Source organism: Paenibacillus sp. FSL R7-0345, from assembly GCF_038595055.1.
In the GTDB taxonomy this organism is placed as follows: domain Bacteria; phylum Bacillota; class Bacilli; order Paenibacillales; family Paenibacillaceae; genus Paenibacillus_AQ.
Map to the genome: position 1 here is coordinate 1,059,791 of NZ_CP152002.1, position 18,579 is coordinate 1,078,369.

Below are 18,579 nucleotides of genomic sequence, written 5' to 3' on the forward strand. Positions count from 1 at the left end.
GCATAGGGATAGAACGGGGGCAGAAGGCCCTCGTTCTTTCCCTTTTTTCTAAGATAAAAAAAGCTGCAGGTTTTGTTATTCCGTCAAGTTAAGTAAAATGAATCTATTGCAATGCGAATTCCCTGCTTTACGGGTTTATTTCTGGAGGTGCGAAGATTAATGATTAGACCGGCTATGCGCCGTTTGATGTACCCTGCGCTGCTGCTGGCAGCGCTCCTGCTGCCGGGCTGCGCAGCCCCCGGCAACGAGGCTGCCGCCCCTGACGGCGGCAGCCCTAGTGCCACGGCTGCGGCCGCAAGCCCGCAGCCGGCGGCCACCGCGTCTCCGCAGCCCGGAGACGCTGCCGTCACCGCCCCGCCGTCCGCGCCGGCGGGCAGCACCCAGCCGTCTCCCGCAGCCGCGGAGACGGCTTCCCCGGGCGCGGCCGCAGCCGCCGCGCCTGCTACACCGCCTGCGGGCAGCAGCCCCGCAGGCACGGCTACGGCGCCGCCCGCCAAGGGCGCCGGCGCCACCGCGGCGGCAGCGGCGAAGCCGTCCGCTGCCGTAAGCCCTTCCGCCGGCGCAGCGAAGCCGGCAGCCACACCATCGCCGAAGCCGGCAGCAACGCCGCCGCCGGCGAAACCCACGGCGGCACCGCCTGCCGCCGTGGCCGACACAGCAGTCATCTCCATTACAGGAGATGACGAGCACGGGGTGATTCTTGCGCCGGCGGCGTTCGAAATCAAGGAGGGGGAAAGCGCGCTGGATCTGCTGAAGCGGATCACCCGCCAGCATAAGATCCAGATGGAATTCCAGGGAGCCAAGGGCTTTGCCTATGTCGAAGGCATAGACAATCTCTATGAATTGGACCATGGTGCCGGGAGCGGCTGGATGTACCGGGTGAACGGGGAGTTTCCTGACAAGAGCGCCGGAGGCTACACTGTACAGCCCGGAGATACGATAGAGTGGCTGTACACACTTGATCTCGGCAAGGATCTCGGAGCCAAAGCGCCATGAGCAGCGGCTTCCGGGCCATGCATCCGGCGGTAGCGCTGCTCTATTATGCCGGGCTGCTGCTGTTTGCTGCCTTGCTGATGCATCCGCTCTTCCTGATCACCGAGTTTGCCGGAGTAATCATCCTCCTGCTGCTGCAGGGACAGGGCCGGCAGCTGCTGCGCGGGCTGCCCTTCTATCTGCTGATGGCCGGCTCAGTGGCCGTGCTGAACCCGTTATTTTCACACAGGGGGGCGCATATCCTCTTCTACTTATGGGATCAGCCGGTTACACTGGAATCGGTGCTGTACGGGCTGATTATGATGCTGGTGCTGCTTACGATTTTTGTGTTATTCATCTCTTACAATTACACGGTAACAACAGATAAATTTATGTACGCGTTTGCTGCAGTCGCCCCCAAAACGGCGCTGCTGACCCTGATGGCCCTCCGGTTTGTACCTTTATTCCAGAGAAGGCTGCGCGAAATTACGATGATTCAGCGTTTTAGGGGGATCGACGTCGCCAAGGGCAATCTGCGCAAAAGAATGCGGGACGGTATGACCCTGCTGAAGGTACTGCTGACCTGGTCACTGGAGGAGGCGCTGCAGACGGGGGATTCCATGAAGGCACGGGGGTACGGTATCCGCAAACGCAGTACATACTCAGTCTATAAAATGGATCGTGCCGACAAAGCCGTTCTCCTGCTGCTTGTAGTCAGCGGGCTGATTCCGCTGATTCTCTGGCTGCAGGGATATGGAACATTTGAAATCTATCCGCGTATGAAGCCTTTAGTATTCGGCACAGGGGAAGTGCTGATGTATATCAGCTTTTGCCTGTTCGTGCTCATACCGCCGGGCTTGGAAGGAAAGGAGATCTGGTTATGGAGATCATCGCGGCGGAAGGCTTATCCTTCCGTTACCCCGGAGCAGAACGGGACTCGCTCCATGAGCTCACCTTTACGGTAGAGGAAGGCGAGTTCGTTGTGCTGATGGGGCCCTCAGGCGGCGGCAAAACAACGCTGCTGCGCCAGCTGAAGCGCGAGCTTGCGCCGGTTGGGACAGGCAGCGGAATAATCCGTTATGCAGGACTGCCTCTGGCAGAGCTGCCAGAGGAACGGGCAGCCGGGGAGATCGGCATGGTCTTCCAGAACCCGGAGGCGCAGATTGTCATGGATACCGTATGGCATGAGCTGGCCTTCGGGATGGAGAATCTGGGCTTCACCCCGCAGGTGATGCGGAGCAGGCTGGCGGAGATGGCCGGACTGTTCGGCCTGGAGCCGCTGCTGTACAAGCCGGTGCATGAGCTGTCCGGCGGACAGAAGCAGCTGCTTAATCTGGCTTCCGTTCTGCTGCTTCAGCCAAAGCTGCTGCTGCTGGACGAGCCGACCTCACAGCTGGACCCGGTTGCGGCGCGTGAATTCATTCAGACTTTGCACCGGCTGAATCAGGAAATGTCGGTGACTATTGTTATCAGCGAGCACCGGCTGGAGGAGGTACTGCCGCTGGCCGACCGTGTACTGCTGATGGAGGACGGCATGCTGAAGGCGGCATGTCCGCCGCGTGAGCTCGTCTCTAAAGCAGCGGAGGGAACGTTTGCAGCGATTGAGACCTATTTGCCGACAGCAGCGCGCCTGTTCCTGGCATTGCCTGCACAGGGGAAAGCGGAAGCTCTGGCGGAATTCACGCCGCTTACGGTGCGCGAGGGCAGGCGCTGGCTGCACAACCTTGCACCGGCAGCGGCCGGTGAGCCGCAAGGCGGCAATCCGGCTGCCATTCCCGGCAATCACACTGCTGCCTTGCCGCATGACGCTGCTCCTCCGCTGCTAAGCGCAAGAGAGATTACCTTCCGCTATGAGAAGGAGGGCCGTGAGGTGCTGCGCAAGCTGAGCCTGACGCTGCACCGGGGCGAGCTGCTGGCCATCCTCGGCGGCAACGGCGCAGGCAAGTCCACGCTGCTGCATGTGCTGAGCGGGCTGGCCAAGCCGCAGCGCGGCAAGGTGGAGCTGGCCAAAGGAATTACGGCGGGCTTTCTCGCCCAGAATCCGCTGCTCTATTTCAGCTATGATACCGCGCTGGAGGAGCTGCAGCACATGGCTGCATATGCCCGCCTGGCACCGGAGGAGGCCTTCGCAGAAATCGGCCGGCTGGCTGAAGCATTCGAGCTGCAGCAGGTGCTCGGCAGCCACCCGCATGATCTCAGCGGCGGCCAGCAGCAGAAGCTGGCGCTGGCAATGGTCATGCTGCTGAAGCCGGCTGTGCTGCTGCTGGACGAGCCGACCAAGGGCCTCGACCCTGTTGCCAAAATACGCTTTGCCGGACTGCTCCGGCAGCTGCTGGAGCAGGGGATGAGTATTACGGTAGTAACTCATGATGTGGAGTTTGCTGCACGGTATGCTTCCCGCTGTGCGCTGCTGTTTGACGGCGGCATCACAGCGGAGGGAACGCCGGCGGACTTTTTCAGCAGCAACTATTTTTATACAACCGCGGTTAACCGGATCGCGCGGGATTTACTGCCCCGGGCGCTGACCATTGAGGATGTGATAGCAGCATGGTAAGGTTACGCCTGCCGCTCATTATTACTGTAGCGGTATTTCTGGCCGGACTGGGGCTTATGGCAGCATTGAAGGACCGTCACTATATGCTTTTGAGCCTTGTGCTGCTCGGTGCGGCGCTGCTGCCTGTGTTTCTGCGGCTGGAGCGCCGGAAGCTGGAGTCCAGGGAGCTTGTGCTGCTGGCTGTATTGTCGGCCATTGCCGCAGTCAGCCGTATACCGTTCGCCGCATTGCCCAGCGTGAAGCCTGTATCGGCCCTTGTAATGCTCTCGGCCTATGTGTTCGGGGCTGAAGCGGGTTTTATTATAGGGGCAGTGGCAGCGCTGGTGTCCAATATCTATTTCGGGCAAGGGCCCTGGACACCGTGGCAGATGTTCGCCTGGGGAATGGCCGGGCTCAGTGCAGGCTGGCTGCGGAACTCCTGGTGGATGAAAAAACGCGGCGGAATGCTGCTGTTCGGCTTTCTCTGGGGTTTTTTGTTCGGATGGATCATGAACCTGTGGTATCTCATCAGTATGCCCGAAGCCCTCAGCTGGGGTCTGGTGGCGGCTGCTTACGCATCCAGCTTTTATTTTGACCTGGCCCACGCCTTATCAAATGTATTCTTTCTGGCGGTGCTTGCCGGAGGCTGGACCAATGTGCTGGAGCGCTTCCGCCGGAAATACGGGCTGCTGCAGGATTAATCGAAATCATTAGCTTTGTCGAAATGTTCAGCTGACAGCAGATTGTTCGACAAAAATTTAACTTATGCATCATTTTTCGACTTTTTTCGCCGATATAGATGGTATGGCATGATAAGGAGAAGGCGGGAATAAGGATAATGAGGAATTTAAAAGTAAAATTCAAAATGGCAGTTCTGGCCGCTGTTGCAGTAATCCTGGTGATCGGTGTTGGTACTGAAGGCATTATTTTCACGGATAAGCTTGCTGAGCGTTCCCGGGAAACTTACAACCAGAATTTGATTCCCATCTATCTGGTTACTGAAATACGCGCCAACAACCGGGCGATCGAGTCTTTTCTGCTGGAGGATCTGCTGACCCGGGAAGAAGACAGAAGTGAGCAGCTTACCGTTGAAATACAGGACAAAATTATGCAGAACAACGAGCTGATGAACCAGCTGGAATCCATCGAGTTTAAGAATCTGCAAATTACAGCCGGAATTGACGAATATGTATCGATGCTTGAGGATTACCGGACACAGCGGGATAGTATCATTCAGCTGGCAGACAAAAATATGAATGAAGAAGGCTATCAAATCTTTTCAGGCAGTACCTTCAACGATTCCCGGACCAGGATGGTGGGTCTGCTTGATAATGTTGCAGCTTCCCTGGTTGCGGATGCGCAGGCGCATAACGAGCTCACACTGACCGATGCCAAAACCTCCCGGACGATCAGCACCCTGCTGATTACTGCTGCCTGGGTGCTGTGCATTACCATCAGCATCGTGATCTCCCTGCTGATTACCAAACCGCTTAAAGAGCTTCAGATTCTGATGAAACGTGCGGAAGCAGGCGATCTGACAGCAACGGCTGCTTATACCTCCAAGGATGAGATCGGCCAGATCAGCCAGTCTTACAATTCAATGCTTGCCAGCCTCAAGCGGATGATGCAGGGGATTTCGGAGAGCACCGAAATGCTGTCGGCTTCTTCACAGGAGATGAGTGCAAGCGCAGAGCAGACGGCGCGCGCTTCCCAGCTGATTGCCGAGGCTTCAGCCGATATTGCAGCCGGTTTTGAGGCCCAGGCGGACAGCATTACCCGTACCACTGCATCCGTGCAGACCATGGCAGAGGATATTGCCGCAGTGGAACGCAGCAGCAATGATATGGCCGGGCTGATGACCGGCGCTGCCGCTTCAACGGGATACGGTGCCGAGGCGGTAAACAGCATCATTGCCCGGATGAGCGAAATCAATTCCAGCGTTTCTTCAACACAGGCTATTGTCGGCAATCTGGGCAGCCTTTCGGGGGAAATTAATACGATTATTACTACAATCAACGAGATTGCCACCCAGACGAACCTGCTCTCGCTGAATGCTTCAATTGAAGCAGCCAGAGCAGGCGAACACGGACGCGGCTTCGCCGTGGTTGCGGAGGAAATCCGCAAGCTGGCTGAAGCGACAGGACAGAGCTCCCTGAAGGTTACGGATATTATTACGGACATCCAGCAGCAGACCGGCAGCGCAGTTGATTCAATGACGGCCGGGTCAGAGCTTGTAGCGCTGGGTGTGGCGCAGAGCGAAGCCGTTTCATTGGCTTTCGCGGAAATCCAGTCCGCCATTCAGTCGGCTGTTCAGCAGACTGAGCGGATCAGGACTGCAGTCGAACATGTCTCGGAGGAATCAAAATCGGTGTCAGAGGCTATGAAGCAGGTGGGCGAGGCTTCCCGCAAGGGTGCGGAGGATGTTCAGGATGCCAGTGCCGCCAGCGGTGAGCAGCTGTCTGCCATGGGTGAAATGTCCATGTCAGCCCAATATCTGGCCACGCTGGCTGAAGATCTGCAGAAAGAGCTGGCAAGATTCAAGCTTTAATACTTAAGCGCCGGTTTATACACATATTAGACAGCAAACAGCCCCTGGAACAGTTAAGTTCCAGGGGCTGTTAAGCATTCTTGCCGGACCAGCCCGTTATTCAAACGAACTTAGCTAGAGAACGGAGTCAGGCGCCCGCCATCGCTCAGCGTGATGGTTGCCCCTGCCAGCCAGCTGTTGGTGCTTGCTGCGGCATCGTAATAGATGGTATGTCCGTTGTCCTTGATATTGGACAGGGTGGTATCACCGTCGGTTAATACACTCAAATAGGAGTCCGCCGTAACGTTCCACACGCTGGTTGCATCAAGCGTAAAGGAAACAGACTTGGCGGTATTGGCAGTGTCGAGCGCACCGGTCAGGGAACTGCCGTTTGAGAGAACGAGTGCAACCGAACTAATACTGTCTGCTGTGACATCACCGGTCAAAGGCTGGGCATCGGCGTTAAGTGTTACTGCAGCGCCATTGGAGCCCTTGGTGCCCCATTGATCGGCACCCGCAGCCAGCAGAATGCCGGAGTTGCTTGACAGTCCGGTGTTCTTCAGGTTAATCACTGCATCAGTGTTGGTAGCATAGAACAGCGGTCCGGCATAAGCAGTGAGCGAGCCGCCGGTCATTGTCAGCGTGCCGGTTCCTGCCTCGGCATCACCGGAAAAGCTCTGGTAGAGCATAATTCCGCTCTTTTTGGCTCCGGACAGATTGGTATTTTTAAGCGTGATGGAATTGTTGCCTTCAATTACGGCTGCTTCAGAGCCTTGTGATGTAATCAGCGCATCTGAAACGGAAATCGTACCTGTGGAGTAAATCCCCGGCGAATCGGTGCCGATTGTCAGCATAGTGCCGCCGGTAACATTAACAGTGCCGTTTCCCCGGTCAGTAGCGATACTGGCAGAATGGGTGCCGGATGTTGTGATATTGGTGTTGGTAGCATTGACGGTCCCGGTATAAGTGGCATCCAGCCCGTGGGAGGAATCCTCAGTAGTGGTGATGGTTACACCGGATACATTGACTGTTGAGCCGGCACCTGTAGCAAATACGGCATTTGCACCGTTGGCACTGGTTGTAAGCGTTGAATCATTCAGGGTGATGGTACTGCCTCCGGCAGCAAGCAGTGCGGCATTCAGCCCGTAAAAGTTGCTGTTGTCCTCAGAAGAGGTGCCGCCGGCTTTGCTTAAAGTTACACCATTCAGCGTTAGAACACCGCCGGCTGTAACCTTTACTGCAGAGGTATCCGTAGTTACGGCAGAGATGGTATCGTCTGCTTTGCTCGCTGTGCTGCCTTCCAGCAGATAGGTTGCGCTTCCCAGGCTGGCCGCATCCGCAGTACCGGCTGTTTGTTGCGGCAGGGTGCTTGTCCCGCCGTTTGAGGTCAGGCTTACCGTTTTGGTGGTCTTGTCATAGCTGGCGGTCAGCCCGACCGCTTCTGAAATGGCCCTGGCCGGAAGATAGACGGTGCCGTTATAGATGAATGGTTCTACAGTAGCGCCTGTGGCATCCTGCAGCGCGGTTTCCTGGCCGTCCAGCGTAACGACGATATCGTTGTAGGTGACGGCAATCTGTTTCGTGATCGTGTCGGCATAGGCGGACACTGACATGGCGAGTGAGGCGGTTACGGCAGCTCCAACGACAAAACCCTTCATTCCACTTTTTTTACTCATACTTGTTCTCATCCTTTACTGTTAGTATAGGTACTGCTATGTAGAGCCATATATCTGTGCTGTGAATGTCTACATTGTAGAGCCGCTAACTGAGAACCATCTGAGCCTGCGCTGAATGTTGGTTGAATCCGGGCTGAATGTTTGTTGAAAATGCGGGAGATCAGGTGGCATATATCAAAAAAAACAGCCCGCACCGGAGTATATACCGGAAGCGGGCTGTTTCAGCCAAGAAAATGTTGAAGCTGTAGCGCTTAGGAGTACCAGCCCCATACGAAGATGAAGAGGGTACCAAAAAGGGTGATCAAACCTACGAACAAGGCATAAGCAATGTTGACGTAGAGCTCTTTTTTGGTATCTGCCGATTCGCCGATGTGCATGAACACGAACAGCTGCAGGGAGGCCTGGATAATTGCAGTGACTGTCAGAACTACCACATTAGCTGTATGAGACAGATCGCCGTAGATAACAATCAGCGCAGCGGCTGAAAGGACCAGTGAGGCCAGATAGCCCATTACATGGCGGATTGGAAATAGTTGCTTTATCATGTCACATCAGTCCTTTCAGATAGACGAAGCTGAAGATGAAGATCCAGACAACGTCTAAGAAATGCCAGAACAGTGAGAAGATAAATGTTTTGTTGGCTGTAGCAGGAGTAATTCCCCGGCGCCACAGCTGGATCATGATGCCTACTCCCCACAGGAAGCCGAAGCTGACGTGGGCACCGTGCGTTCCCAGCAGTACGAAGAGACTGGAGAGGAAGCCGCTGGTCTGCAGTGTAGCACCTTCATGAACATAGGTGAAGAATTCATCGATCTCAATCCCGATAAAGCCGAGACCCATAAGCAGTGTAATGCCCATAAGGATCATCGTGGCTTTCTTGTGGCCCAGACGCATGGCATGCACAGCCAGGCCGATCGTGAACGAGCTGGTCAGGAGCAGGAAGGTCTCAGCCAGCACCGGTCCGATTTCGAACAGCTCAGGGCCGCTAGGGCCGCTGGCATAACGGTTAACCATTACAAAATATACAGTAAACAGCGTAGCAAAGAGCGGGATTTCAGCTCCAAGGAAAACCCAGAAGCCGAAGATTTTGTTACTGTTTTCTTCAGTTGAATATTCCAGCGGCTTCGACGCATCTATTTTCATACAGTCTCACCCCGCAGTTTCTTTTCAGTAGCAATAACTTCTTCAGCGCTCACATAGAAGCCGTGATCCTGGTCAAAGGACATTGCAGCCAGCATGACAATGACGCCGACTCCGGCAACGATAGCAGGAATCCACATGCTGAATACGAGGAAGAAGCCCAGGAAGAAGAAGATTACACCCAGGATAAACGGCTTCCCGGTATTGTTAGGCAAGTGAATCTTGGTGATTTTATCTTCGAACAATGATACTTTTTTCTGCTTCGCTTCCCAGAACGGATCCAGAGAATCAACTTTAGGCACAACTGCGAAGTTGTAAGCCGGAATCGGACTTGGTGTAGCCCATTCCAGGGTACGTCCATCCCAAGGATCGCTTGTTGTATCTCTCGGCATGTAGCGGGTACTCCAGTAGATGTTGTACACCAGCAACAGGAAACCGATAGCCAAACCTACCGCACCGACGAACGACAGCATATTCAGCGGACCGAAGCCGGTCTCTTCCGAATAAGTGTACATCCGGCGTGTCATCCCCATCAGACCGAGGAAGAACAGCGGGAAGAAGGTTACGTTGAAGGAAATAATGATCCACCAGAAGGCATGCTTGCCGAGACGTTCGTTCAGACGGAAGCCGAATACTTTCGGGAACCAGTAGTGGAACCCGGCAATAACGGCGAATACAGCGCCCGGAATCAGAACGTAGTGGAAATGCGCTACCAGGAACATCGTGTTATGGTACTGGTAATCGGCACTGGCCATAGCCAGCATGACGCCGGTAACCCCGCCGATGGTAAAGATCGGAATGAAGGCCAGCGTGTAAAGCATTGGTGTAGTAAAGGTTATTCTACCCTTACGCAGGGTAAACAGCCAGTTGAATATTTTGACCCCTGTCGGTACAGCAATCGCCATCGTAGTGATGGAGAAGAAGCTGTTGACCATTACGCCCTGACCCATGGTGTAGAAATGGTGCGCCCATACCAGGAAGGACAGGAGAGAGATGATAACCATACTGAATACCATTGACTTATATCCGTACAGGTTCTTTTTGGAGAAGGTGGCAATAATCTCACTGTATATACCGAAGGCCGGCAAAATAACAATGTATACTTCAGGATGTCCCCATACCCAGAACAGGTTGGCCCAGAGCATATCCATCCCGCCGTTGGCCATCGTAAAGAACTGTGAGCCGAACAGCCGGTCGAACATCATCAGTGCCAGTGCTACGGTAAGCACGGGGAAAGCGAAGACGATAATGATGTTAGTGATCAGTACGGACCAGGTGAACATCGGCATCTTCATCAGTTTCATGCCCGGAGCACGCATTTTGAGGATGGTAACAATGAAGTTAACCCCTGTAATCAGCGTACCGATACCGGAAATCTGCAGGGCCAGAGAGTAGTAGTTGTTGCCTACAGTCGGGCTGAATTCCAGACTCGCCAGCGGGAAGTAAGCGGACCAGCCTGCATCCGGAGAACCGCCGATGACGAAGGAGATGTTAAGCAGCATGGCGCCGAAAAAGAAGAGCCAGAAGCTGACGGCGTTGAGGCGCGGGAAGGCAACGTCTCGGGCACCGATCTGCAGCGGAATGATGACGTTCATCAGACCGATGATAAACGGCATGGCCATAAATAGGATCATGATCAGGCCGTGAGTGGTAAAGACCTCATTATAGTGCTGTGCATCAAGGAATTTCATTTCAGGCGCTGCAGTCTGCAGACGCATCATCATGGCGTCCACACCGCCGCGGAAGAGCATCAGGAGGGCAGCAAGGATATACATGACCCCGATTTTCTTGTGGTCCACAGTGGTCAGCCATTCGCGCCAGAGATATCCCCACTTTTTGAAGTAGGTCAACCCGACAAGAATCCCGATGGTGGCCAGTGCAATACTGATCATGGCTCCATAAATGAGGGGTTCGCCGTGAACCTTAAATTTCTCTAAATCCATTAGGGTGGCTCCTTTCAGGTTGTTGCTGTTGCATGATTCATGCTATCTAAGAGCGGATAGCTCTCATGGTTAGGTTATTGGTGCGTGTGTTCATCTACAGGTGAGCTTGGCAGCGGCTCATCTACCTCAGGGGCAGGGTTGCCGTCGAACTCGGTCTGGCTCGAAGGCACAGGAGAAGGATGGATTTCCTTGTTATCCTCGTGTTCTTCACCGCCGTTTTGCATATCCATTTCCGTACCGTCACCGCTCATATGCTCGCTGTGATCGCCAGGAGGCGGACTGAATTCCAAGTGGGTAGAGGAATAAGTCTTGCGTCCGAGATGCTCGGCAGCCAGAAGTCCTTTAAATTCGTCTTCTGTCAGCGCAGGAGCAGTCTCCTTCACTTCCTTAACCCAGTCCTGATAATCTTTATCGGTCATAACAAGTGTTTCAAACTCCATGTGGGCAAAGCCCTTACCGCTGAAGTTCGAGTTCTTTCCGATAAAAGAGCCTACGGTATCACCGGACAGATTGAGGTAGGTAAGCATGTCGCTCATTGCGTACTTCTGGCCGGCAAGCTGCGGAACCCAGAAGCTTGTGATTGTTCCGAAGGAATACAGTCTGAATTCAACTGCACGGTGAACCGGAATGTTCACATAGTTTACCGTTTCGATTCCTTCCTCAGGGTAGCTGAAATGCCATTTCCAGTTAGAGGAGGAGGCATAAATGACAAGCGGATCCTGATCCTTATACTCATTTGCCACATTCTCAACAGCATGGGTGGACTTTACAGTCACAACGGACAGGAAGGCTACAATGATGATCGGGATAATAATCCAGATGGCCTCAAGTACCTTATTGCCCTCCTCATGTTCAGGAATGTAACCTTCATTGCTCTTCTTTGCCCGGTATTTCACCAGGACGAAGATATATAAGATGTAGACAACTGCCAGGACGAAGGCCATCACCGCAATGGAGAGGATAATGGTGTCAGACAGCGTCCGTGCAGCCGGGCCCTTAGGATTCAGTACGGCGAGCGAACTGCATCCCGGAAGAATAAAGAGCAGGCTGAGAAACAAAGCGTATAACGGTCCCTTTTTTTTCATATAGAACTCCTTCCTTCAATAATTCTTTTCATTAGCCGTTCGTTGTTGGCGGGCGAATAATTGACCTGTATCTATATTAAGAATTACTTACCCGAATTGCAAAATACATTTAATGTAAAATAGTCTAGAAAAGACCTCAAAAATGGCGATAAAGTTAATAATGTGTGATCAATTTGTTACAGGTATAGTTATGTATGATAAACATCACTGTAGTGGCGGGCTTTAAGCTTATTTTAAGGTAGTTCAAACTTTGTTCAAACTTTCCCTATTGTTACTAATTTCGTCACATTTATCACGGTTAAAATGTACATTGATTAAACGCTTTCTTTATTGATCTGACAGCATTCGACGAAAGTTGCGCCAAGATTGGCTAAAGGTACCCTTGTGTCATATGTCACAGCGTGAAAAGGTAACAATATTTTAGGCGTCCGGTTACAATCTCTCAAATTTCGTTATATCTATGTATGATAGAGTTAAATGTAAATATACATAGATTGGAGATTCTGCTTGTGTTTAAAAAAGGATTGCTGGTGATTATGTCTTTATTCTTATGTCTTGGTGTGCTGCAGACTACGGCAAGTGCTGCGGGAGCGGGCTCCTCCAGTCTTAAGCTGGGTGTGAATGATAAGCTGACTGAAATTGAAGCTGTTCCGGTAAAAGGAAGCTATTACGTACCGGTGCGTGCCTTATCCGCAGAGCTGAAATGGACGCTTACAGGCCTGACAGACGGGATTGCAGTTGCAGCAGGCAACAAATCAGTGCGTCTGCTTAACAATAACGGCGGACTTAAGCTGCAGGACGGAACCATTGTGCCGATGGACAGCTTTTTAAAGAACGGGAATCTGATGGTTCCGGTGAAGATAAGCAGTTACCTCGGATATAGCATAACCTTTCAGGGCGATAAATATTTACTGAGAGTGCGGGACGGATCTGCGGCAATGAGTGATGAGGCCTTTGTGAAGCAGTATCAGGATAAATTGAAGCCTCAAGCCGCCAGTCCGGCTGCTCCGTCCGGAAACAATGGAGTTAAAGGGCGGACTCTGTATTTGACCTTTGATGACGGACCGTCGGCTACCACAGTGCAGCTTCTGGATATCCTGGATAAATATGAAGCCAAGGCAACCTTCTTTATGATCGGTCCGAACATGAACCGTTACCCCTCACAGGTGAAGCGGATTGTTAAAGGTGATCATGGGCTTGGACTTCATGGCATGACCCACGTTAAAGATAAATTTTATGCATCGCCTTCAGCGGCGCTGGCTGAAATGAATTCGGACAATGCGGTGCTGAAGAAAATCAGCGGGGCGGAAACGACACTGATCCGTCCTCCGTACGGAAGCAAGCCTTACTTTACTAAGAGCTTCCGGGACAAGGTGCTGACCCAGGGCTATCACCTGTGGGACTGGAACGTCGATTCCGAGGACTGGAGATACAAGGAGAACAGCGATAAAATCTATAACTCGGTTATGAGCCAGGTGAATAAGCTGCAAGCCTCCAAGATAAGTCCGGTTATTCTGATGCATGACCAGAAGGCAACACTCAAGGTGCTGCCGCGTCTGCTGGAAACCTTTAAGAAGGAAGGCTATAGCTTTGCTGTAATCACGAAGGATCTGAAGCCGCTGAACTTCTGGAATGATGAGCGCTAAGCGGGGATTTTATTGCGTGTTAATATGTTTGTGAAATGAGGACGGCAGACTTAGTCTGCCGGCTTTTTTGCTGTTTGTGAGCTGCTTGCGTATAAACGTTACTGGTGGCGGAACTACGAAACGAATTGAAATAAGTGTATTTGTTGCAGCTAAAGTAGCATGTAACGCTGCTTTTTCAGGAATAAGTGTATTCCGTGCAACTAAAACCGACAGGATAACCTGATTTAGCTGAAATTACCGCAATATAAGTGTACAGAGTGCAGTTAAAGCCGACCAAGACTCAAAATTGCCTTTTTAAGGTGCACAAAATGCAGTTATCCGGTGAGCTGCTCAAAGGCAGCGATTCTGCTAGGGGCTGAATCAAGCCACCGGCACTGATTTCGATGAAAAAGCGGCGAAAGTCCATCTCCATAACTTCGGACGACAGGAACCCCCGAATAGCTAAATCAAAGAAACGGCTAACCCGCTCAAAGCGGGCAGGCCGTTTCTTTGCGTTGACATTTTTGTGAGACTGTATTAATAATAGTAGTACAGTTAATACACCTAAGATTACCATATTTGTAGTTTAGTTAAAGGAGGGCGCCTATGTTTGAACTGGATGTCCGCAGCCGCAAGCCGATCTATGAGCAGCTGACTGACAAGGTTAAAGAGATGATTATGCATGGCATCCTGCAGGCGGACGAACAGCTTCCATCGGTTAGAACATTGTCCTCACAGCTTACAGTTAACCCTAATACGATTCAGAAGGCGTACCGGGAGCTGGAGCGTGAAGGCTTTATTTATTCCCTGCCCGGAAAGGGGAGCTTCGTGGCACCGCTCGCGCAGGAGCGCAGCGAGAGCCAGCGGATGGAGCTGCGCGGAGAGCTGCTGCGGCTGATGGCGGAGGCGGTATATCTCGGCTTCACCGAGAGTGAGATAAGCGCATTGTACCGGCAGGTTCTGGAACGCAGAGAGGGGGAGAAGCATGATTGAGATTCGTGGGGTAAGCAAAGTTTTTCAGGGTGAAAAGGCAGTTGACAGCCTCTCGCTCACTGTGCAAAAAGGGACGATCTACGGCCTGCTCGGATCAAACGGTGCAGGCAAAACTACGCTGCTGAAAACACTTGCCGGCATTTACCGGCCTGATGAAGGGACGGTTACAGTTGGCGGTGAGCCGGTCTTTGAAGCACCTGATGTAAAGCGGAGGATTATTTTCATGCCGGACAGCCCGTACTTTTTCCCGCAGGCGTCGGTGCGGAGTATGGCTGCTTTTTACCGGTCCATCTATCCTTCCTGGAGTGAGAAGCGGTTCGGGGAGCTGGGTGCGGCTTTTAAGCTGGACCGCAAACGGAAGCTCAGCAGATTCTCCAAGGGGATGCAGCGGCAGGCAGCGCTATGGCTTGCGCTGAGCTGTACGCCGGAGGTGCTGATTATGGACGAGCCGATCGACGGGCTTGATCCAGTCATGCGCCGGCAGATCAAGAATCTGCTGTTCCAGGAAGTGGCGGAGCGCGGCCTGACTGTCCTGATCTCCTCGCATAATCTGCGCGAGATCGAAGATTTGTGCGATCATGTCGGCATCATGCACGGCGGCCGGATGCTGGTGGAGAAGGAGCTGGATGACCTGAAGGCGGACACGCATAAAATCCAGGTGGCCTTCCGCGACGAACGCCACGCGGGCGCGCTTGCCGCGAAGCTGCAGATCCTTCATCAGGAGCAGCGGGGCAGTGTCAGCCTGTATATCGTGAAGGGCGACCGTGAGCGGATCGCACAGGCTTTTCATGTGTATGAGCCGTATGTGTTTGATCTGCTGCCGCTGACGCTGGAGGAAATCTTTATTTATGAAATGGGGGATGCCGGTTATGATGCGCAGCCGATTCTTCTTTAACAGCAGTGTCATCCGCCAGGATCTGCGCCAGCACGGCTGGATCGGAATCATTTATTCGCTCGGTCTTATATTCGCGCTGCCGCTGCAGCTGTTTCTGAGTAATGACCCCAATCCGGAACGCCGGTCTGTAGACAATCTGTTCTTCATCGGCGGAGAGATCCAGATGCTGTTCTCCGTTACAGTGCCGGTTGCGGCAGCCCTGTTCCTGTTCCGTTATCTGCAGGCCAAAGCGCCGTCCGACCTGTGGCACAGCCTGCCGCTGCGCCGGGAGCACCTGCTGGTGTCCCATACGGTAAGCGGACTGATTCTGGTACTGGGACCCGTCTGGCTGACTGCTGCTGTGACCGGAATGGTGCGGGCACTGGACGGTAACATGTATATTTACTCCTGGGCAGACGTAGGGATATGGTGCCTGACGCTGACGATCCTAACCCTGTTCCTGTTTATTTTCAGCATGTTTGTCGGCATCTGTACCGGCCAATCCGTGCTGCAGGGTGTGGTAATCTACATTCTGCTGGTTCTGCCTGCTGTACTGCTGATGCTGGTTAATGAACATTTCAGCATGTATTTGTACGGTTACCCGGCATGGTACGGATCAAGGGGCCGGAGTGAAGTCTGGTCTCCGCTGATGCATATGATCTATGTAAAAACCAATCCGTTCACCGCCGGTTATCTGTGGCTCTATTCGGTACTGTCCGTCCTGTTGTTTGGGCTGTCCTTCCTGCTGTACCGTAAGCGCCACGTGGAGAAGACGGGTCAGGCCATTGCCTTTACGTACTTTAACCCGTTGTTCAAAGCGGGGGTTATGCTCTGTGCCATGCTGATCTCAGGCACTTATTTTGCTCATCTCCGGCAGCAGCAGCTTGGCTGGATGATCGCCGGCCATCTGATCGGTGCGCTGATCGGCTACATTGCCGCGGAGATGCTTATCCGCAAAACCTGGCTGATTCTGACCCGTAAGGCACCGCTGGAGTTTGCCGGATATGCGGCGCTGCTGGGGCTTGTGCTGTATATTCCAGTGTCCGGACTCACCGGCTATGAAAACCGGGTGCCGGCTGCGGATCAGGTTGTAGGCGTATATGCCGGAGATCGATATGCGGCATATGGTGCTTATTGGAACGATGAATTCTCTCCAAAAGGAGAGGACCCTCTCACTGCAGATCGGGATTATATCGAGGCTGTCCGCAAGCTGCATCAGGAAATGGTAAGCGCGCGTCCCGAACATCGGCAAGGTATGAATTACCGAGAATTTTCACTTGTGTATAAGCTGGATAACGGCCGAACTCTGAACAGGACTTACCTGGTTCCAGCAGTCGGCTTTGAACCGGAGCTGCGGACGGTGATGGAGAGTGAGGGGTATAAGCGCAAAGCGTATATGCTCTCCCGGTTAGATGGGGACATCGAAGGCTTCCGCCTGAGTAACTATACAAGGGCGCTTAGTATCTCCGATCCACAGGAAGTTACAGAATTTAAAGACATTTTAAAACGTGAAATCTTGAATATGACCTATGAGGATCAGACGGACGACGAACGTTCTTATGCGGGAGTTCAGTCTATGGGCAAGCCTGAAGAGACCGGGTATCAGCTTTATTATAACTATGATTGGAGAGCTTCCTTTAAGGAGCTTACCGCCTGGCTTGAGCAGAAAGGCTACGCCGAAAAAGTACGTACGAATCCTTTGGATTTCTCATCTGTGGAAATTGTGCCGAATGACTACTTCAGCCGCTTCACCGGCAACGACCGTTATGATCCTGAGCGTCATCTGGAGTTGGCCCGCAGCGAAGATCGTGCGGCAGAGATTACGGATACTGAGGCTATCTCTGATATCCTCGAGCATACGCATTATTACTCAGCCTCGGGCGGGGGATATCTGGTGAAGCTGGCATATAGAGAAGGAAGAGTAGATTATGTAATCCTGCGCGAAGAAGATTTAACCCCGGCAATCAAGGCGGTTCTTCCATAGTGTTCAGGTTGACAAAAACTGGAGCCGTGGCTTATGCTGTTGGAAAATGCTAACATCATGTACAACATATCTTTTTAAATTTCAAAACCAAGCAAAATATTAAGGAGGTCAGGAACAGATGAATACTTACAATAATGCACTCAATCACAATAATAGCTTTGAGAATCTTCTACAATCCGAGAATTCACGTATGTATTCCATCTCTCTGGCCTCCCTGGATCATAGCCTTGTCTCAGCAGCAGGTTATTTATTGACGGCACCGGTATTAACCGGAAGCGGCAACATATAACAGGCAATCTGCTGCAAACAAGGGTAAGGCCATGGACAATAGAGTCCATGGCCTTTTTTTATCTTTTAGGAGCGGAAAGGAGCTTGAAAAGAATGGCTGAAATCCAAGCTGAAATTATACGCCAGCTGCGCACGATTGAGGCGGAAGAAGATGTACGTATACTGTATGCCTGCGAATCGGGCAGCCGGGCCTGGGGTTTTCCGTCCAAGGACAGTGACTACGATGTGCGTTTCCTGTACGTGCGCCGGCCTGAAGCGTATCTGTCGATTTTTGAACCAAGGGATGTTATTGAACGGCCGATCAATAATTTGCTGGACATCAATGGCTGGGACTTGAAAAAAGCGCTGCTGCTGTTCCGCAAATCCAACCCGCCGCTGCTGGAGTGGCTGCAGTCCGGTATCCGTTATGAGGAAAATTACACGGTGGCAGAGCGAATCCGCCAGCTGTCACCGCTCGGTTTTTCGCCGAAATCCTGCATTTATCATTATCTGAATATGGCCCGCGGCAATTACCGCACCTATCTGCAGGGCAGTGAGGTCAAGATCAAAAAGTACTTCTACGTGCTCCGCCCGCTTCTGGCCTGTGCCTGGATTGAGAAATATAACGAGATTCCGCCGCTGGAATTCTCTGTGCTGGTAGAAACGCTGATTCCGGAGGGAACACCGCTGCGTGAGACCGTAAACCAGCTGCTGATTCGTAAAATGTCCGGCGATGAGCTGAATGTAGAGCCGCGGCTTGAGGTTATAAATAACTATCTGGAGCAGTCCATTGCCCATTTTGAAAAGTCGGCTTTCCTGTTTGAAGCGGCTGGCGGCGTATCAGATGCACAACTGGATGAACTATTTTACAGAGCACTGGCGGAGGTCTGGGATGAACAAGACTCCTGGCCTGCAGGACTGAACTGGTCAGGAGGCCGCTAGGCAACTATGATGGAGGGA

The 18,579-nt window shown here is 52.6% G+C and carries 16 protein-coding genes; 11 read left to right on the top strand and 5 right to left on the bottom strand.

Annotation, left to right across the window (positions count from 1 at the left end):
* The first annotated feature begins 159 nt into the window (after window positions 1-159).
* The 5 genes from NST84_RS04440 to NST84_RS04460 all read left to right on the top strand — a co-directional run bounded on the left by NST84_RS04440 (window position 160) and on the right by NST84_RS04460 (window position 6,053).
* Window positions 160-996, top strand: coding sequence for a DUF4430 domain-containing protein (locus NST84_RS04440; protein WP_342564432.1), 837 nt, complete (start codon window positions 160-162; stop codon window positions 994-996).
* The gene (locus NST84_RS04445; RefSeq protein ID WP_342564433.1) at window positions 993-1,937 is read left to right on the top strand and encodes an energy-coupling factor transporter transmembrane component T; all 945 of its coding nucleotides are present in this window, start codon (window positions 993-995) and stop codon (window positions 1,935-1,937) included. The genes NST84_RS04440 and NST84_RS04445 overlap by 4 nt, the downstream gene beginning before the upstream one ends.
* Window positions 1,853-3,526, top strand: a complete 1,674-nt coding sequence (locus tag NST84_RS04450) for an ATP-binding cassette domain-containing protein (protein WP_342564434.1) — start codon at window positions 1,853-1,855, stop codon at window positions 3,524-3,526. The genes NST84_RS04445 and NST84_RS04450 overlap by 85 nt, the downstream gene beginning before the upstream one ends.
* A complete protein-coding gene (locus tag NST84_RS04455; RefSeq protein ID WP_342564435.1) occupies window positions 3,520-4,206 on the top strand; it encodes an ECF transporter S component in 687 nt (228 codons plus the stop codon). The genes NST84_RS04450 and NST84_RS04455 overlap by 7 nt, the downstream gene beginning before the upstream one ends.
* A gap of 137 nt (window positions 4,207-4,343) precedes the next feature.
* Window positions 4,344-6,053: a methyl-accepting chemotaxis protein gene (locus tag NST84_RS04460; protein WP_342564436.1), complete on the top strand. Its 1,710-nt coding sequence runs from the start codon at window positions 4,344-4,346 to the stop codon at window positions 6,051-6,053.
* A gap of 110 nt (window positions 6,054-6,163) precedes the next feature.
* Here NST84_RS04460 and NST84_RS04465 read toward each other — a convergent pair whose 3' ends face one another.
* From NST84_RS04465 to qoxA, 5 genes are all read right to left on the bottom strand, one after another.
* Window positions 6,164-7,708, bottom strand: coding sequence for a stalk domain-containing protein (locus NST84_RS04465; protein WP_342564437.1), 1,545 nt, complete (start codon window positions 7,706-7,708; stop codon window positions 6,164-6,166).
* Between the two features lie 251 nt (window positions 7,709-7,959).
* Window positions 7,960-8,253: a cytochrome aa3 quinol oxidase subunit IV gene (gene qoxD, locus NST84_RS04470; RefSeq protein WP_342564438.1), complete on the bottom strand. Its 294-nt coding sequence runs from the start codon at window positions 8,251-8,253 to the stop codon at window positions 7,960-7,962.
* Between the two features lies 1 nt (window position 8,254).
* Window positions 8,255-8,851, bottom strand: a complete 597-nt coding sequence (locus tag NST84_RS04475) for a cytochrome (ubi)quinol oxidase subunit III (protein ID WP_342564439.1) — start codon at window positions 8,849-8,851, stop codon at window positions 8,255-8,257.
* A complete protein-coding gene (qoxB, locus tag NST84_RS04480) occupies window positions 8,848-10,791 on the bottom strand; it encodes a cytochrome aa3 quinol oxidase subunit I (RefSeq protein WP_342564440.1) in 1,944 nt (647 codons plus the stop codon). The genes NST84_RS04475 and qoxB overlap by 4 nt, the downstream gene beginning before the upstream one ends.
* A gap of 74 nt (window positions 10,792-10,865) precedes the next feature.
* On the bottom strand, window positions 10,866-11,876 hold the full coding sequence (gene qoxA, locus NST84_RS04485) for a cytochrome aa3 quinol oxidase subunit II (RefSeq protein ID WP_342564441.1): 1,011 nt from the start codon (window positions 11,874-11,876) through the stop codon (window positions 10,866-10,868).
* 509 nt (window positions 11,877-12,385) lie between these two features.
* Between qoxA and NST84_RS04490 the strand changes: the two genes are divergently transcribed.
* The 6 genes from NST84_RS04490 (at window position 12,386) to NST84_RS04515 (ending at window position 18,561) form a co-directional block, all read left to right on the top strand.
* Complete coding sequence (locus tag NST84_RS04490; RefSeq protein WP_342564442.1) at window positions 12,386-13,522, top strand: polysaccharide deacetylase family protein; 1,137 nt, start codon at window positions 12,386-12,388, stop codon at window positions 13,520-13,522.
* A gap of 585 nt (window positions 13,523-14,107) precedes the next feature.
* Window positions 14,108-14,494, top strand: a complete 387-nt coding sequence (locus tag NST84_RS04495; protein WP_342564443.1) for a GntR family transcriptional regulator — start codon at window positions 14,108-14,110, stop codon at window positions 14,492-14,494.
* Window positions 14,487-15,389: an ABC transporter ATP-binding protein gene (locus tag NST84_RS04500; protein WP_342564444.1), complete on the top strand. Its 903-nt coding sequence runs from the start codon at window positions 14,487-14,489 to the stop codon at window positions 15,387-15,389. The genes NST84_RS04495 and NST84_RS04500 overlap by 8 nt, the downstream gene beginning before the upstream one ends.
* Entirely contained in the window at window positions 15,343-17,352 is a 2,010-nt protein-coding gene (locus NST84_RS04505; RefSeq protein WP_342564445.1) for a hypothetical protein, read from the top strand. The genes NST84_RS04500 and NST84_RS04505 overlap by 47 nt, the downstream gene beginning before the upstream one ends.
* 118 nt (window positions 17,353-17,470) lie before the next feature.
* Window positions 17,471-17,641: a hypothetical protein gene (locus tag NST84_RS04510; RefSeq protein ID WP_342564446.1), complete on the top strand. Its 171-nt coding sequence runs from the start codon at window positions 17,471-17,473 to the stop codon at window positions 17,639-17,641.
* A 92-nt stretch (window positions 17,642-17,733) separates the two neighbouring features.
* Complete coding sequence (locus NST84_RS04515; protein WP_342564447.1) at window positions 17,734-18,561, top strand: nucleotidyltransferase domain-containing protein; 828 nt, start codon at window positions 17,734-17,736, stop codon at window positions 18,559-18,561.
* Window positions 18,562-18,579 lie beyond the last annotated feature (18 nt).